Annotated in this window: 14 protein-coding genes; 9 read left to right on the top strand and 5 right to left on the bottom strand. The window is 75.2% G+C overall.

Annotated features, from left to right (window positions below; genetic code table 11):
• Positions 1 to 33: 33 nt before the first annotated feature.
• The 5 genes from FHX73_RS13830 to FHX73_RS13810 are packed head-to-tail and all read right to left on the bottom strand — an operon-like array spanning position 34 to position 5,776.
• Entirely contained in the window at positions 34 to 1,359 is a 1,326-nt protein-coding gene (locus FHX73_RS13830) for an AMP-binding protein (RefSeq protein WP_145905299.1), read from the bottom strand.
• Positions 1,356 to 2,831, bottom strand: a complete 1,476-nt coding sequence (locus FHX73_RS13825) for an AMP-binding protein (protein WP_145905298.1) — start codon at positions 2,829 to 2,831, stop codon at positions 1,356 to 1,358. The genes FHX73_RS13830 and FHX73_RS13825 overlap by 4 nt, the downstream gene beginning before the upstream one ends.
• Positions 2,828 to 3,076, bottom strand: coding sequence for a phosphopantetheine-binding protein (locus FHX73_RS13820; protein WP_145905297.1), 249 nt, complete (start codon positions 3,074 to 3,076; stop codon positions 2,828 to 2,830). The genes FHX73_RS13825 and FHX73_RS13820 overlap by 4 nt, the downstream gene beginning before the upstream one ends.
• Positions 3,069 to 4,376, bottom strand: a complete 1,308-nt coding sequence (locus tag FHX73_RS13815; protein WP_145905296.1) for an LD-carboxypeptidase — start codon at positions 4,374 to 4,376, stop codon at positions 3,069 to 3,071. The genes FHX73_RS13820 and FHX73_RS13815 overlap by 8 nt, the downstream gene beginning before the upstream one ends.
• Complete coding sequence (locus tag FHX73_RS13810; RefSeq protein WP_145905295.1) at positions 4,373 to 5,776, bottom strand: aspartate aminotransferase family protein; 1,404 nt, start codon at positions 5,774 to 5,776, stop codon at positions 4,373 to 4,375. The genes FHX73_RS13815 and FHX73_RS13810 overlap by 4 nt, the downstream gene beginning before the upstream one ends.
• A gap of 458 nt (positions 5,777 to 6,234) precedes the next feature.
• Here FHX73_RS13810 and FHX73_RS13805 point away from each other — a divergent pair, with 458 nt between their 5' ends.
• Genes FHX73_RS13805 through FHX73_RS13765 form a run of 9 tightly spaced genes read left to right on the top strand, consistent with a single transcriptional unit; the run spans position 6,235 to position 16,043 of the window.
• Positions 6,235 to 7,440, top strand: a complete 1,206-nt coding sequence (locus FHX73_RS13805; RefSeq protein WP_211786191.1) for a radical SAM protein — start codon at positions 6,235 to 6,237, stop codon at positions 7,438 to 7,440.
• Positions 7,424 to 9,562 (top strand): DegT/DnrJ/EryC1/StrS family aminotransferase, encoded by a 2,139-nt coding sequence (locus FHX73_RS13800; RefSeq protein WP_145905294.1) that lies wholly within the window; start codon positions 7,424 to 7,426, stop codon positions 9,560 to 9,562. The genes FHX73_RS13805 and FHX73_RS13800 overlap by 17 nt, the downstream gene beginning before the upstream one ends.
• Positions 9,559 to 10,782, top strand: a complete 1,224-nt coding sequence (locus FHX73_RS13795) for an aldehyde dehydrogenase family protein (RefSeq protein ID WP_145905293.1) — start codon at positions 9,559 to 9,561, stop codon at positions 10,780 to 10,782. Before FHX73_RS13800 ends, FHX73_RS13795 begins: the two co-directional genes overlap by 4 nt.
• Positions 10,779 to 11,885, top strand: a complete 1,107-nt coding sequence (locus tag FHX73_RS13790) for a phenylacetate--CoA ligase family protein (RefSeq protein WP_145905292.1) — start codon at positions 10,779 to 10,781, stop codon at positions 11,883 to 11,885. The genes FHX73_RS13795 and FHX73_RS13790 overlap by 4 nt, the downstream gene beginning before the upstream one ends.
• A gap of 21 nt (positions 11,886 to 11,906) precedes the next feature.
• Positions 11,907 to 12,773: a phytanoyl-CoA dioxygenase family protein gene (locus FHX73_RS13785; RefSeq protein ID WP_145905291.1), complete on the top strand. Its 867-nt coding sequence runs from the start codon at positions 11,907 to 11,909 to the stop codon at positions 12,771 to 12,773.
• Positions 12,774 to 12,789: 16 nt separating this feature from the next.
• Entirely contained in the window at positions 12,790 to 13,809 is a 1,020-nt protein-coding gene (locus FHX73_RS13780; RefSeq protein ID WP_246213510.1) for a zinc-dependent alcohol dehydrogenase, read from the top strand.
• A gap of 26 nt (positions 13,810 to 13,835) precedes the next feature.
• Complete coding sequence (locus tag FHX73_RS13775; protein ID WP_170304912.1) at positions 13,836 to 14,840, top strand: Gfo/Idh/MocA family protein; 1,005 nt, start codon at positions 13,836 to 13,838, stop codon at positions 14,838 to 14,840.
• Positions 14,841 to 14,859: 19 nt separating this feature from the next.
• A complete protein-coding gene (locus FHX73_RS13770) occupies positions 14,860 to 15,762 on the top strand; it encodes a hypothetical protein (protein ID WP_145905289.1) in 903 nt (300 codons plus the stop codon).
• Positions 15,759 to 16,043 carry a phosphopantetheine-binding protein gene (locus FHX73_RS13765; protein WP_145905288.1) on the top strand — a complete coding sequence of 95 codons (285 nt, stop codon included), beginning with the start codon at positions 15,759 to 15,761 and terminating at the stop codon, positions 16,041 to 16,043. Before FHX73_RS13770 ends, FHX73_RS13765 begins: the two co-directional genes overlap by 4 nt.
• The last annotated feature ends 2 nt before the right edge of the window (positions 16,044 to 16,045 follow it).

The following is a 16,045-nucleotide window of genomic DNA, read 5'->3' as shown; positions in this document are numbered from 1 at the left end:
TCTCGTCGTGCCGTTCGTTGCGTCCCGGCGCCGTCAGGCCCGCAGGCGGCGGACCTCGGCCGCCAACTTCCCCGCGGCCGACCGCGGCAGCTCCGGGACCAGCCGGATCACCGCCGGCAGCTTGTGCGGGGCCACCCGGGCGGCCAGGTGCTCGCGCAGCCGGCCGGCGTCCAGCTCCGCGCCCGCCGCCGGCACCGCGAGGGCCCGCAGGTAGACGCCGAAGGTGTCGTCGCGGACGCCGAAGACCGCGGCGTCGGCCACCTCGGGGTGGTCGAGCAGCGCCGCCGTCACCTCGTGCGGGTCGACGTTCTCGCCGCCGATGATCACCAGGTCGTCGGTGCGGCCGGCCAGGAACAGGTAGCCGTCCTCGTCGAGGTGGCCGCGGTCGCCCACCGTCCGGAAAGCCGGGCCGCCGCCGACGGTCCGCATGAACACCGTCCCCGGCCGGCCCGGCGGCAGCTGCGCGCCGGCCTCGTCGAGGATCCGCACCTGGGTCAGGAACCCGCGCCCGACCGTCCCCGGGCGGGCCAGCCACTCGGTGCCGGTGCACAGCGTGACGCCGGTGCCCTCGGTGCTCCCGTAGGTCTCGTGCACCCGGTCGCCGCCCAGCGCCTCGATCCACCGGCGCTTGGTGGCCGGCGGGCAGGGCGCGGCCGTGTGCAGCACGCCGCGCAGCGAGCGCAGCGCCCCGGCCCGGGTGTCCAGCAGCGGCTCCAGGATCCGCAGGTGAGTGGGCGTCAGCTGGGTCCAGCCGACGCCGTGCTGCTCGATCAGGTCGAACACCTGGTCCGGCCGGAACGCGGCCGGCAGCACCACGGTGGTGCCGGTCAGCAGGGCCTCCAGCAGGTGGGCCAGCGGCGCGGTGTGGTGCGGCGGCCCGGCGAGCAGCTGGGTCTGCCCCGGGTGCCAGCCGGTCGCCCGGAACAGCGCCGAGGGGTTGCGGCGCGGGTCGTACTCCGGGAGCCGGGGGCGCAGCACCAGCTTGGGCAGGCCGGTGGAGCCGCCGGTCGGCATCAGGTAGCCGGCGGGCGCGGCCCCGGCGGTCAGCCGGTGGGCCTCGGCGGTCAGCCGCTCGCGCTCCGCCTCCGGCGCGGCCGCGTCCAGCAGCAGCACCGGGGCACCCGCGTCGAAGGCGCCGACCAGCCGGGCCACCCCGTCCAGGTCGCCCCGCACCGGGACGGCCGTGACCGCCCCGCCGCGCCGGGCGGCGGCGCGTGCCTCCCGCTCCATCAGCCGGGCCAGCCCGCGCCAGCCGAGCACCTCCTGGCGTCCCGACCGGTCCACGGCGATCAGCGCCGGGCGGTCGCCGAGCTCACCGGCCAGCTGCCGCAGGCGGTCGCCGAGGGAGAGCACCGTCATCGCGGCTCACCCCGCTGCTCCCGGTCCAGCGCCGCGTAGTCGGTCTTGCCGTTCGGGGTCCGCGGCAGGGCCGCGATCCGGCGCAGCCGCACGCAGGCGTCGGGCACGCCGAGCAGCTCGACCACGCCGCGCCGCTGGGCCTGCGCCCACGCCTCGTCGGCCGGCTCGGTGACCAGCACGGTGACCCGCTCGTCGGTCGCGGTGACGGCCAGCTCGCCGCCCGACTGGTCGAGCCGGGCCTCCAGCTCGTCGAGGTTGGCGCGGTAGCCGAAGACCTTGGCGATCCGCTTGATCCGGCCGGTCACGTAGAGGAAGCCGCCGTCCAGCCGGCCGAGGTCCCCGGTGCGCAGCACCGCCTGCGGCGGGCCGCAGCGGGCCAGGTCGGAGCGGCCGAGGGCGTAGCCCGACATCACGCCGGGGCCGCTGAAGCAGATCTCGCCCTCGCCGTCCTCCGCTGAGCCGGCGGTGTCGGTGTCGGTGGCGGTGTCGGTGGCGGTGTCGGTGGCGATCCAGACCCGCCCGCCGGGGACGGCCGTGCCGACCGAGCCGAACCGCTCCGGCAGCGCCTCGGGCCGCATGCAGGTGATCCGCGCGGTCGACTCCGTCTGGCCGTACATCGGGTGGAAGCGGCCCCGCCGCTCGCGCAGCAGCCGCCACCAGCGCTCCTGCACCGCCGGGTCCAGGCGGCCGCCCGAGGTGGTCATGGTGGTCAGCGCCGACTCGGCGAACAGCCGCTGGTGGGCGGGGCCGAGCGTGCGGTAGGTGGTGGGCACGGCCGAGAAGGTGGTCACCCGGGCGCGGACCAGCTCCTGCCAGTGGCGCAGCGAGGACGGGTTCTCCGCGGTCAGCAGCACCGGGGCGCCGGCCCGCAGGTGGGTGTTGAGCACGGACAGGCCGTAGGAGAAGCGGATCGGCAGGCTGGTGGCCGCCCGGTCGCCCGGGCCGATGGCCAGCGACTCGGTGATCGCGGCGGTGCTGTCGGCGACCGCCCGCGCCGAGAGCTTCGCGGCCTTGGCGCTGCCGGTCGAGCCGGAGGTGCTGAGCAGCACCAGCAGGTCCTCGGCGACCTCCCCGCCCGGGTCGCCGGCGCCCGGGCCGCGGGCGAACAGCTCGCAGCCGGTGCCGGTCTCGCGCGGCGCGTAGCCGTGCCCGGCGAGCAGGCCGGCCAGCCACGGGGTCGGCACCACGAACTCGGGCCGGTAGGTGTCCAGGATGGCCAGCGCGCTCACCGGGTCCTGCCCGCAGGGCAGGAAGGCCACCGCGTGCCCGGCCCGGACGGCGCCCAGGTAGCCGAGCACGGTCGACAGGTCGCGGTCGCCGGCGCACCAGACCACGGCCTTGCGGTCGCTCGCCATGGCCGCCGCGACCGAGTCGGCCAGGCCGGCCAGCACCTGACGGCCGATCGGCTCCCCGTCGACGACCAGCGCCGTCGAGTCCGGGCCGTGCTCGCCGACCCGCAGCAGGTCGATCACGGTCCGCCCACCGACTTGGCCCGCACCACGGCGGCCAGCTCGCGCACGGTCGGCGCCATCATCAGCTCGAACACGTCGACCGGCACCCCGTGCGCGAGCTCCAGCTCCGCGAGGACGGCGAGCGCGCCCAGCGAGTCGCCGCCCAGGTCGAGGAAGTCGTCGTCCGGGCCGACCCGGTCGACCGCCAGGCAGCGGCGCCAGATCGCCGTCAGGGACGCCTCCAGTTCGTCGCCGGGGTCAGACATCCGCGCTCCTTGACGTGCTCGACGTGACGGGGTGGGCTCGGCGGGGGAAGAGCAGGCCGCGGCTCTCGTCCAGGACGGCGGGCTCGCCGAACGGCACCGTCCAGCACGGCGCCAGGTGGCAGATGTCCGCGTTCACCAGCACCGGGAACGAGGTGCCGGGGACGAACCGGTCCAGCAGGGCGGACACCTGACGGGCCCACACCGCCGGATCGCTCTGCGGGTCGGCCCCGATCACCAGAGCGGCGGCCCCGGTCAGGTCGACCTCGCGGAACAGCCGGCCGAGCAGCCACAGCGGCGGCGTGGTGTGCTCCTCGGTGATATCCACGAAGACCACGGCCCCGTCGTAGCTGAGGCCGAACTCCTTGACGATGTCCGCGAGTTGCGACACCTCACCGCCGAACAGCGGTCCGCTCGCGACCCCGCCCCTGGCCCAGTGCCAGCCGCCCGGCACGTCGCGCACCCGCCGCGAGCCCTCGACGTCCGGATCGAACCAGGTGGTCAGCGGGCGGGACCGGGAGGCGACCGGCCGCAACTCCAGCGGCAGGCCGGCCAGGGTGCGCACCAGGTGGTCGGTGGTCTCCGGCATCGGCCCGCCGACGTCGCCCAGGTGCACCATCAGCGAGCAGCCGTAGGCCGAGCCGAGCCCGGCCTCCAGCGCCAGGTAGTGCTGGAGGAAGGCGGTGTCGCAGAAGCCGACGAAGGGCTTGGGGTTGCGGGCGATGACCCGCGCGTCGAGCAGCGGCAGCAGCTCCCGGCTGCCCTCCCCGGCGTCGGACACCAGGATCGCGTCCACCCCGGGGTCCTCGAAGGCCGCCATGATGTCGGCGGCGCGCTGCCGCGCCGGGCCGGCCGTCAGGCCGTCCGGCGACATGGCGAAGGCGTGCTCGCCGAAGCCGACGGCGAAGCCGAGCGCCTCCAGCGCGGCCACCGCCCGGCCGGCGCGGTCGGGGAGGTGGGCCAGCGTCGGGAAGCCGGGGCTGACGATCCGGATCGTGTCGCCCGGGCCGACCGCGGCCGGCGTCCTCGGCCCGGTCGGGCCGTCCGGACCGGCCGCCGGCCCGGTGCGGGCCGCCAGGGCGTCCGCCAGGGCCCGGATCGTCGGGTGCCGGTAGAGGTCCTGGGCGGTGACCTGACCGCCGGCCGGCAGCTCGCGCAACTCGGCCACCACCCGCAGCAGTTGCTGCGAGGTGCCGCCGAGGTCGAAGAAGTTCGCCGAATCCGGGTGCCGCACCCCGTCGAAGGCCGCGGTCCAGGCGGCGGCCACCTGCTCCAGGTGGCTCGCCCCGGGACTGGCGCTCATCGCTCCCGCGCGCTTTCGAACCGCTTCCAGGTGGCGGTGATCGCCGTGCGCAGCACCTGCTCGATGAAGCCGAACTCCTCGGGGCCGCAGATCAGCGGCGGGGCGAGCTGGATCACCGGCTCGCCGTGGTCGTCGGCCCGGCAGTACAGGCCCGACTCCCAGAGCTGCTCAGAGAGACCGCCGGGCCCGGCCAGCAGCAGCTCGCGCTCCTCGGCGGTGAACGGCTCCCGGGTCTCCCGGTCGCGGACCAGCTCGATGCCGTAGAAGTACCCGTCGCCGCGGACGTCGCCGACGATCGGGATGTCCAGCAGGCCCTCCAGGCTGCCGCGCAGCACCGGCTCGTTGCGGCGCACGTTGCCCAGCAGGTCCTCGCGCTCGAAGAGGTCGAGGTTGGCCAGCGCGACCGCGGAGGAGACCGGGTGGCCGCCGAAGGTGTAGCCGTGCGGGAAGTACCCGCCGCGCCGGTAGAACGGGGCGGCCACCCGGTCGGAGACGATCGCCGCGCCGATCGGCGAGTAGCCGGAGGTCATGCCCTTGGCGCAGGTGATGATGTCGGGCACGTAGTCGAACTTCTCGCAGCCGAACATGGTGCCGAGCCGGCCGAAGGCGCAGATCACCTCGTCCGAGACGAGCAGCACGTCGTGCGCGTCGCAGATCTCGCGCAGCCGCCGGAAGTAGCCGGGCGGCGGCGGCAGGCAGCCGCCGGAGTTCTGCACCGGCTCGACGATCACCGCGGCGACGGTGTCCGCGCCCTCGGCCAGGATGACCCGCTCCACCTGGTCGGCCGCCCAGCGCCCGAACCGCTCGGGGTCGTCGGCGAGTTCGGCCACCCCGGTGACCTCGGCGGCCCGGTAGAGGTCGGTGTTGGGGATCCGGCGGGCGCCCGGCACCAGCGGCTCGAAGAGCTTCTTGGCGTCCGGGATCCCGGTGATCGACAGCGCGCCCTGGGTGGTGCCGTGGTAGGCCATGGTGCGGCTGAGGATCTTGTGCTTGAGCGGCTTGCCGACCAGCTTGAAGTACTGCTTGGCCAGCTTCCAGGCGGTCTCCACGGCCTCGCTGCCGCCGGTGGTGAAGAAGACCTTGTTCAGGTCGCCCGGAGCGTGGGCGGCGAGCCGCTCGGCCAGTTCGATCGCCTGCGGGTGGGCGTGGCCCCAGAGCGGGAAGTAGGCGAGCTGGCGCGCCTGCCGGGCGGCGGCCTCGGCGAGCTCCTCGCGGCCGTGCCCGGCCTGGACCACCAGCAGGCCGGAGAGCGCGTCCAGGTACTCGCGGCCCTCCAGGTCCTGGATCCGGGCCCCTTCGCCGCGCACCACGACCGGCACGCCGGGCCGGCGGTACGACTCCATGTCGGTGAAATGCAACCACAGGTGGTCGTAAGCCAGGGACTTCAAATCCTTGGTCATTCTGCTCTCCCGGGGTTGCATCAGTGCATTTGCCGACGCGCCGGGCAGGGGTTTTGCCGGCGCGAGTTCGCCGGGCACGAGTTTGGCGGAAACACTCGATCACTGCAAGGTCATTTCGGCCGATGGTTCGGACACATAAGTTGCGCATTATGAAAGGCTCTCCCGACTCCTCTCCAGCCCTCTTCCAACGGAATATCAGCCAGGACTTATGAACGATCAGTCAGGGCTTATACATAACCCCTGACTGATAATTCCCAGCCCGTGGAACACGCCTTCCCAGTGCTCGGAGCTTGGGGCATGATTGGCCTGCTCGAAACGCGAACCCGTGAAATCAGCGCCGCTCCAACAGGCGTGGCACGTCGTTCCGTTCCGACCGGCACGGGCGCGACGCACCGTCGACGACGACGGCGTCCGCACCGAAATGCCGATTTTCCGGGCCCGCCGCGAGGAGGATTCCAGTGACCGATTCCCGAGACCTACGGCTCTACGACATCGCCCGGCCCAGCAACCGCGAGGGCCTGCCGATCGTGTCGCTCGACGAGGCGCACGCGCCGAACAAGGTACTGGCCCACCCGGACCTGGTCCGGGCCTTCGCCGCCGGCGAGGAGTTCCGCCCGATCCACATGCGCATCGGGATCATGGGCGCCTGCAACATGCGCTGCAACTTCTGCAACTTCCACTCGCCGAACGAGGAGCAGTTCTACGACCGCTTCTCCTTCAAGGACTCCATCAAGACCGACGCGGCGATCCGGCTGATGCGGGAGTTCGCCGCCACCGGCGGGCGGGCCGTCACCTTCTGCGGCAGCGGCGAGTGCACCATCCACCCCGGGTACGTCGAGATCTGCGAGGCCGCGCACGAGGCCGGCCTGCGCATCGGGCTGATCACCAACGGCTCGCGGCTCTCCGACCCGAAGATCGCCGACTGCATCGCCCGGACCCACACCTGGGTGCGGATCGGGCTCAACGCGGGCTCCGAGGACAACTTCAAGCGGATCACCCGCGACCGCGACGACACCTTCCCGACCTTCGAGAACACCCCGCGCACGCTGCGCGAGGCGGCGGTCGACCCGGACTTCCGGGTGGGCTTCAACTACGTGATCACCGCGGAGAACCACACCGAGGTCCGCGCGGCCGCCGAGCTGGCCGGCCGCTCCGGCGCCCACTACGTGCGCTTCGAGCCGGAGTTCTACTCCGCGCTGGGCCACCAGACCGTCGACGAGCAGATGGCCGAGATCTCCGCGGCGCTGGACGACGTGGCGGCCCTGAGCACCGACTCCTTCGAGGTCTCCATCCCCAAGCTGGACCGCGGCGCGATGGACCAGGTCGAGGAGGTCGAGGGCGACTTCGAGCACTGCCACTACAGCCGGTTCGTCACGGCGGTCGGCGCCGACGGCAACCTGTACCCCTGCCCGCAGGTCCACCTGAACAGCCGTTACCTGATCGGCAACGTGCTGGAGGACGGCTACCTGCAGGTCCTGGAGGGCGGCAAGCGCGCCGAGTGGGAGGCCTCCAACCCGAGCCGCACCGACCTGTGCAAGTCCTGCTTCTACCGGCCGCAGAACGAGCTGCTGGAGTGGCTGCGGCGCGGCCACATCAACCTGGACGAGGCGCTCAGCTCCTACCAGATCGAGATCCCGAGGACGCTGCATGCGGACTTCGTCTGAGCCGGTGGCCACCGGGCGGGCGACGGGACGCTGGGCCCGGCTCACGGCGGCCGGGCCCCGGCCGCTGCCCGAGCGGGCCGCGGAGTTCGAGGCCTGGCGCCGGGAGGTCCGCGGCGCCGTCCGCCGGCTCGGCGGGGCCGGCCTCGACCCGGTGGCGGGCACCGGGGCCCGGCTGGTGGCCGCGCGGGAGGCCGGCGGCCTGGTCCGCGAGGAGTACCTGCTGGGCGGGCCCGAGGACACCGTCCGGGTGATCGCGACCCGCCCGGCCGGCACCGCCGAGCGGCTGCCGGCGGTCGTCGTCTGCCCCGGCCGGGGCGCCGTCCCGGACCAGGTCACCGGCGCCGTGCCGCCCGACCACCCGGACCGCAACGTCGCCGAGCACTTCGCCCGGGCCGGCTTCCTCACCCTCACCCTCGACTACGGCTTCGCGGGCTGCGTCGACCCGGCCCGGCTGCACGGCCGGGACGAGGCCGAGCTGCTGGCCCAACTCCTCGGCCAGCAGGGCCGTCCACTGCTCGGCGTGCTCGCGGGGGACGCGCTGCGGGTGCTGGACTGGCTGCCGCGGCACCCGCACGCGCTGCCCGGCCGCACCGCGCTGTTCGGCCACAGCCTCGGCGGCGCGGTCGCGCTGCACGCCGCGCTGGCCGCCGAGCGCCCGGTGCCGCTCTGCGTGGCCAGCCACCTGGGCAGTTACCGGGTGCTGGGCCTGGGCCACGGCGCCTCCGTGCTGCCGGGCCTGGCCGCGCACGCCGACCTGCCCGAGCTGTTCGCCGCGCTGGCCCCCGCGCCGCTGCACCTGCAGTACGGGCTGGCCGACCAGGCGCTGGAGCCGGCCGACTCGGCGGCGGCCGGCGAGACCGTCCGCGCGCTGTACCAGGTCGCGGGCGCGGCCGGCCTGGCCGAGGTGCTGGCCCTGCCGATGGGCCACGGCACCGGGGTCGAGGAGGCGATCGGCTTCCTGAAGCGGGTGCTGGACGGGCCCGCCGACGAGCAGGGCCCGCCCCCGGTCGCGCCGATCCGGGTCGGCTTCACCCGGGCGGCCCGGGCGGAGGTCACCGCCGCGATCGAGCAGACCCTGGACTCGGGCGTGCTCACCATCGGCCCGCTGGTCGCCCGGTTCGAGGCGGAGCTGGCCCCGTGGGCCGGCGGCCCGACGGTCGCCGTGGACTCCGGCTCCAGCGCGCTGGAGATCGCGCTGCGGGACATCGGGGTGACCGGCCGCACCGTGCTGGTGCCGGTCAACACCTTCATCGCGACCGCGGCGGGCGCGCTGCGCGCCGGGGCGTCGGTCGACTTCGTCGACCTGGAGCCGGACGGCCTCGGGCTCTGCCCCGACTCGCTGCGCGAACGGCTGGACCAGCACGGCGGATCGGTGGCCGCGGTCATCGCGATGCACACCGGCGGGTACGTCTCGCCGCTGCTGCCGCGGGTGGTCGAGGAGTGCCACCGGCGCGGCATCCCGGTGATCGAGGACGCCGCGCACGCCTTCGGCAGCTCGCTCGGCGGCAAGCGGGCCGGCAGCATCGCCGACTACGGCACCTACTCGTTCTACCCGACCAAGGTGCTCACCAGCGCGGAGGGCGGCGCGGTCACCGCGGCCGACCCGGCGCGCACCGAGGCGTTCCTGCGGCTGCGCGACCACGGCCGGGTGCGTCCCGGCGCGACCCTGCACGACAGCCTGGGCAGCAACTGGCGGCTCAGCGAGGTGCACGCGGCCGTCGGCCTGGCCCAGCTGCGCCGCTTCGCCGAGCGCACCGCGGCCCGGGCCCGGCTGGCCGCCCGGTACGACGAGCAGCTGGCCGGGCTGGCCGGGCTGCGGGTGCAGCCGGTGCCGGAGGGCAGCACGACCAGCTGGTACAAGTACCTCGTCCACCTGGACGAGGGTGTGGACCGCGCCGAGCTGAAGGCCCGGCTGCGGGCCGAGCACGGGATCGCGCTCGCGGGCGAGGTCTACGACCTGCTGCTCTGCGACCAGCCGTACTTCGCCGCCGGGTTCGGCGGCCGGGCGTTCCCGCAGGCCCGGGAGTTCGCCGACCGGCACGCCTGCCTGCCGCTCTACCCCGAGCTGACCGAGGGCGAGCAGGACCGCGTCGTCAGGGCGCTGCACGAGGTCCTCGGATGAACCCCACCGCACCGGCCCCGGGCGCCGCGCCCCTCCCGCTGCTGCGGCGCGGGGAGTGGACCGTCTCGCAGGACTCGGCGCCCACCGCGGCCGGCCTGCCGGCCGTGTCGCTGGCGCCCGAGGTGCTGGTCCGCAGCGACGCCCGCCGGCTGCGCGGCCGCACCGCCGCCCTGCCCGACCGTGAGGGCCGGGCCGCCATCGTCCGGGCCGCGTGGCGGCGGTTCACCGGCGGCACGGTGCGGTGCGGCGGCCTCGGCCCGCAGGGGCCCGAGGAGTTCGCCGCGACGCTCTGGGCGGGCGCGGGGCTGCCGGCCGCCCTGGTCGAGCGCTGGCAGGGGATGCTGACGGACCGTCTGGACGCCATCGTCACCGAGCCGGAGGCGCCCCGCACTGCGGCCGGCCGGCCGCCGCTCACCCTGGTCTCGCTGCCCGGCAACACCTTCACCTGCCTGGAGTCGGTGCTGCGGGCCGCCGCGGCGGGCAGCGCGCTGTGGGTCAGGCCGAGCACCCGGGAGCCGTTCTCGGCGCTGCGGCTGGTCGCGGCGCTGGTCGAGGAGGGCTGGCCGGCCGAGCTGATCGGCTGCTACCCGACCGCCCGGCCGGTGCTGCGGGCCCTGGTCGAGGTGACGGACCGTCAGGTGCTGTACGGCGGCGCGGAGGTGGCCGCCGAGTTCGGCGACCGGGCCACCGCCACCGTGCACGGACCGCTGCGGGTCCGCGCCGTGGTCGCCGCCGGGGCCGAACCGGCGTCCGCCGCCCGGCAGTTGCTGGAGCTGGTGGCCGGCGACGCGGGCCGGTTCTGCACCACCGTCCGCAGCATCCTGTGCCTGGACGACCCCGAGCCGGTCGCCGTCCGGCTCGGCGAACTGCTGGACGGGATCCGGCTGGCACCCGCCGACCCGGCCTGGCCGCTGGCGGCCAGCCGGGACGCCGAGGGCGCGGCCCGCACCGCCGAGCACGTCGAGCGGCGGATCGGCCCGGCGGACCGCCGGTTCACCCGCCGGCCGCTGCTCAGCACGGCGGCGGACGGCTCGCGCTACCTGGCCCCGACCCTGGTCGGCGTCGAGCCGCGCTCGGGGACGCACCCGCTGCTCGGCTTCGAGCCGCCCTTCCCGTTCGCCACCGTGCTGCGGGCCACCCCGGAGCAGGCCGCCGCCCTCGCGGCGGACGGCGGCGTCACCCACCACATCGTCAACCACCCCATCGGGAGCCAGCGATGACCGCAGCCGTCCCGGCCGAGGCGGGCCGGATGTACCAGGAGATGGCCGAGTCCCTGCCGCTGCTCGACGTCGGCCTGGACGAGTGGACCCGCCGGATGGTGCGCTGGCACTTCTCGCCAGCGACCGGCTCGCCGTTCTGGCTGGACCAGCGCGACAGCCTCGGTTTCGACCCGCTGGAGGCGGTCGGCGGCTTCGCCGACCTGCGCCGGTTCGGGGTCTTCGACAAGGAGCGGCTGCGCCGGGCACGGGTGCGCGACCTGCTGCCGCGCGGCTTCGCGGACCGCCCGTTCCGGGTCTTCGAGACCGGCGGGACCAGCGGCGCGCCCTGCCGGATCGTCAACGTGACCCGGCTGGACAACGACGTGGCGATGTACGCGGCGATGCTGCGGGCGCGCGGCGTGGCCGGCGGCGACGTGCTCGCGATGACGCCCAGCGGGCCGCACGCGTACGGCCACTTCGTCGAGGGCCTCGCGGACAGCTGGTGCGGGGCCGTCGCCGCGATCGACTTCGACCCGCGCTGGGTGAAGGCACAGATCGGCGGCGGCGCCGGGCCCGAAGGCTACCTGGCGCACCTGGTGGCCCAGACGCTCAGCCTGCTGGCCCGGCGCGAGGCGAGCCTGCTGTTCACCACCACCAAGCTGCTGCTGGTGCTGGCCGCGGCCCTCGACGAGCCGCTGGCCGACTACGGGATCCGCGCGGTCTGCACCGGCGGGACCTCCGGGACGGCCGAGGAGGAGCGCTTCCTGAAGGAGGAGTTCCTCGGCGGCGTGCAGTGGATCGACACCTACGGCAACACCCTGGTCGGGCACGCCCTGCAGGCCGACCCGCTGACCCCGGACGCGGTGCGCGCCCACCACCTGGCACCCCCGTTCGGGGTGCTGCGGGTGGCCCGGGCCGACGACTGGACCACCGACGTCGAGTACGGCGAGCGGGGCACGGTCGTCACCACCACGCTGCTGGAGGACCTCTTCATCCCCAACCTCATCGAACGCGACAGCGCACTGCGCACGGCACCGCACCCATGGTTCCCCTGGGACGGCGTCGCGGCCGTGCGGCCGGCCCCGACCGTGGAGACGGGCCGGCTGATCGAGGGAGTCTACTGAGCCGTGCCGACGGAAAGAACCATGAAGACAGTCGCCCGATGCAGTTCCAACGGCGTCGTCCTGGAGCTGGACGAATCCAACAGCGCCCCCATGGCCGACAGCACCGACCTCCTGGCGGACCCGGACCGGCTGCGCGAGCGGTACCGGCAGGACGGCTACCTGCTGCTGCGCGGGGTGCTCGACCCCGCCGAGGTGTGGGCGGTCCGCGAGGCCTACTTCTCGCTCTTCCCGCCCGGGTACCTCAAGCCCGGGACCGGGCCGGCCGCCGGCGTCTACTCCGGCCGGCCCCCGGTCGGCCTCGCCCCCTACGGGACGGCCGGGCACCCCGCCCACGACTTCGTGCGCAGTGACGCGTACGCCGCCTTCACCCGGAGCCCGGAGCTGGCCGGGCTGGCCCGCTCGGTGCTGGGCGGGCCGGTCCAGCTGGTGCCGCGCCGGATCCTGCGGCACTACGACTCGGCGTCCCGCAGCGCCGCCCGCGCCCACGTGGACCGCGCCTACCCGAGCGGGGCCGGCGGCGAGCTGGTGACCGCCTGGATCCCGCTCGGCGACTGCCCGTTGGAGACCGGCGGCGTGGTCTACCTGGAGGGCTCGCACCGGCTCGACCCCGGCCGGCTCGACGGCGACCGGCCGGTGACCGACCGGCCCGACGACGCCCGGCCGTTCAGCCACGACCTCGCCTGGACCGCGCGGACCCTCGGCGGCCGCTGGCTGTGGACCGACTTCCGCGCGGGCGACGTCGTGCTGCACTCGCCGGACACGGTGCACGCGACGCTGGACACCACCACCGAGACCATGCGCCTGTCGACCGACCTCCGGTTCGTGTCGGCGCTGGCCAGCGTGCGCAGCGCGTGGCAGCAGCCGTGGTCCGCGGATGACGGGGAGTGAGATCACGATGAGTGAGATGACGAACGATCAGCCGACGGCGGGCCGGATGCGGGCCGCCGAGCTCGCCGGCCGGTTCGAGCTCAAGCTGCACCGGGACCGGGAGGTGCCGGTGCCCGGCCCCGGCGAGGTGCTGGTCCGGGTCGGCGCCTGCACCGTCTGCAACCGCAGCGACCTGGCCTACTACCACTACCTCGGCCTGCGCGACCACTGCGCGGTGGGCTGCTTCGGGCACGAGGTGGCCGGCACCGTCGAGGCGGTCGGCCCGGGCGCCACCTCGCGGCCCGGCGAGCGGGTCTTCCTGCGGACCCCGATCACCACCGGGTTCGCCGAGTTCGCGCTGGCCCGGCAGATCTCGGTCGGCCGGCTGCCCGAGCGGATCCCGTTCGAGCAGGGCGCGATCCTGCAGCTGCTGCCGCTGGCGATCCACGCGACCCGCGGCGTGCGCCTCGGCGACCGGGTGGCCGTGATCGGCCAGGGGCCGGTGGGCCTGATGACCCTCCAGGTGGTCCGGCGGCGCGGCGCCGCCGAGCTGGTGGCCGTGGACCTCGACCCGTGGCGGCTGGAGCGCTCGACCGCGCTCGGCGCGGACCGGACGGTGCGGGCACCGGGCGGGCCGGTGTCCGCGCGGGAGCTGGTCGGCGCTGACTTCGACGTGGCCATCGACGCGGTGGGCACCCCGGAAACGGCCAACCAGTGCGTCGAACTGGTCCGCCAGAACGGTCTGGTGATCTTCCTCGGCACCCACCACGTGGACACCCGCGTCTCCTTCGACATGATCGCCTGGGAGAAGAAGGGCCTGCGGGTGCACATGGCGGCCGAGCCCACCGACCTGGCCCGGGCCGCCACCATGGCCGTCGCGGAACGCCTGGCCGACCAGGTGGAGTTGGCCCCGCTGCTGAGCGCGAGCTACCCGCTGGACGAGCTGCCCGCCGCGATCGAGCGGCTCTCGGCGAGCAGCCTGCTCACCCCGAGCGGCACCCCGAGCCCGTACCCGGGACCGCCGCCGGAGACGCTCAAGATCGCGGTCGTGCCGTGAGCGGTCGTGCCGTGAGCGGTCGTGCCGTGACCTGTTCGGCAGTACCGCGGCTGCGCTGGGGCGTGGCCGGCTACGGCGACGTGGTGCGCCGGCGCGCCCTCCCGGCGCTGCTCGGCCTCGGCCAGCGGGTCGGCTGCGTCTGGGGGCGCGACCGCGCCCGCGCGGCCGCCACCGCCGCCGAGTTCGGGGCCGAGCGGGGCAGCGACGACTTCGACGAACTGCTCGCCCGGGTCGACGCGGTCTACGTCGCCACGCCCGTGGTGGCCCACGTGCCGCTGCTGCTGCGGGCGGTGGCGGCCGGCCGGCACGTGCTGGTCGAGAAGCCGCTGGGCGGCGCGCTCGGCTACGACCGGGCCCAGGTGCTCGCCGCGGCCGCCGCCGCCCCGGTGGTGACCGCCGCCGCCTACTACCGGCGCTCCGCCCCCGCGCTGCGGGCGCTGCGCGGCGCGCTGCGGTCCGGCCCCTACCGGGTGAGCGCCGGGTTCCGCGCCCCCTTCGCCCCGCAGCCCGCGGACCCGATGCACTGGCGCACGGTGGCACGGGTCTCCGGCGGCGGCGTGCTCGCCGACGCCGGCAGCCACCGGATCGACCTGCTCTGCTGGCTCTTCGGCCCGCCGACCGCAGTGCGCGGCACGGTCGGCGACCGCTTCCCGGGCGGCGCCGAGCGCCGGGCCTCGGTGGAGCTGGCCTGGGCCGGCGGCACGACGGCGCGGCTGAGCTGCGACTGGGCCGACGGCCCCGCCCGCGACCGGCTGGCCTGCGTCGCGGCGGACCACGCGCTCCGGCTGCCCCGGCTGGACGGCGGCCTGCTCGCGGAGCACCGCCCGCGGGGCCGCCGGGTGCGCCGCTTCGCGCCCCAACCCAACGTGCTGGCACCGGTGTTCGGCGAGTTCCTGGCCGCCGTCGCCGGCACCGGCCGGCCCGGCTGCCCGCTGGCCGAGGCCGTCCTGGTGGACGAGGTGATCGAACGGGTCGTCGCCACCGCGCGGCGGGCCGAGGACGAGGACGGTGGCCGGCCCGATGGTGGCTGAGGACGGACCGGGCGCGCCGGTGACCGATCGCGTCGCGGAGCTGGTCGAGCGGGTGCTGCGGGTGCCGGACGGGCACCGCGTCTACACCGAGTCGTACGAGCGCGCGCTCGGCGTCTACCGGATCCCGCGCGAGCTGCTCGACAGCTGCCTCGACCTCGGCCTGCCGCACGCCGAGGTGGACTCGCAACTGTGCTTCGACCGCACCGACATCGACAACGTGGTGATCGGCCTCTCGGTCGCCTCGCCCCGGGTCAACGGGCTGCGGCGGATCGGCAACGCCTTCGCCGGCCTCGCTGCGGCCGGCGAGGAGGAGCTCGTCCTGGAGGTCTCGGCGCGCTGCCCCGAGCCGGGGCACCCGGGCCCCTGCGCGTTCGCGCTCGCCGTGGCCGCCGGCCCGCCGGCCGGCGCGGTCGAGCGGCTGACGGAGCAGCAGTTCCGGATCGCGCTCACCCGCCCGCCCGTCGCACCGCGGCGGGTGGACTTCCCGGCGCCCTGGCGCGCGGCCGTCGACGAGCTGGCCGACGTGCGCTTCCACGTGCTCCCCGACGCGCTCTCCCACGACCTGGGCTTCCTGCGCGAGACCCGGCTGGCCGACTGCCGGCTGGCCTCCCGCCGGCTGGTCGCCTCGGTGCGGGCCGAGGGCGGATCGGCCCGGGCGGCCACCGGGCTGATCCTGGTCAAGCCGTTCCCGATCTACCACTGGTGGGTGGAGGCGGTGATCGACGGGGAGCGCACCGCCGTGGACCCGTTCTTCCTGCGGGTGCTCGGCGAGCTGGGCATCACCGACCCGGCGCGGTGGCCGGACGACCTGGCGATGTCAGGGGTCTACTGGTTCACCAGCTCCCCCGGCGAGCGCGACGAGGTCGCCTCGCTGACCACCCACCACGGGGTCCGCGCGCGCGAGATGGCGATCCTGCGGTGACCGCGCCGAACGGGACGGCCGCCCCGGGCTGGGACACCGGGTACGAGGAACTGCTGCGCCGGGTGCTGCCGGAGCTCGACGGCATCACCCCGGACACCGACCTGCTGGCGAGCGGGCTCGACTCGCTGCGGATCGTGGAACTGCTGGTCGGTCTGGAGGACCAGTACGAGGTGGAGATCGACGACCAGGTGCTCACCTTCGAGACCTTCGCCACGCCCGGACGGCTGTGGAGCGTCGTGTCGGACGCCCGGCGCGCCTGCGCCCGGCACGAGGAGAACTAGGA

The sequence above is a fragment of the Kitasatospora viridis genome, assembly GCF_007829815.1.
GTDB classification, from domain to species: Bacteria; Actinomycetota; Actinomycetes; order Streptomycetales; family Streptomycetaceae; genus Kitasatospora; species Kitasatospora viridis.
The sequence above is the reverse complement of the archived record's forward strand: the minus strand, read 5'-3'. Positions and strand labels throughout refer to the sequence as shown.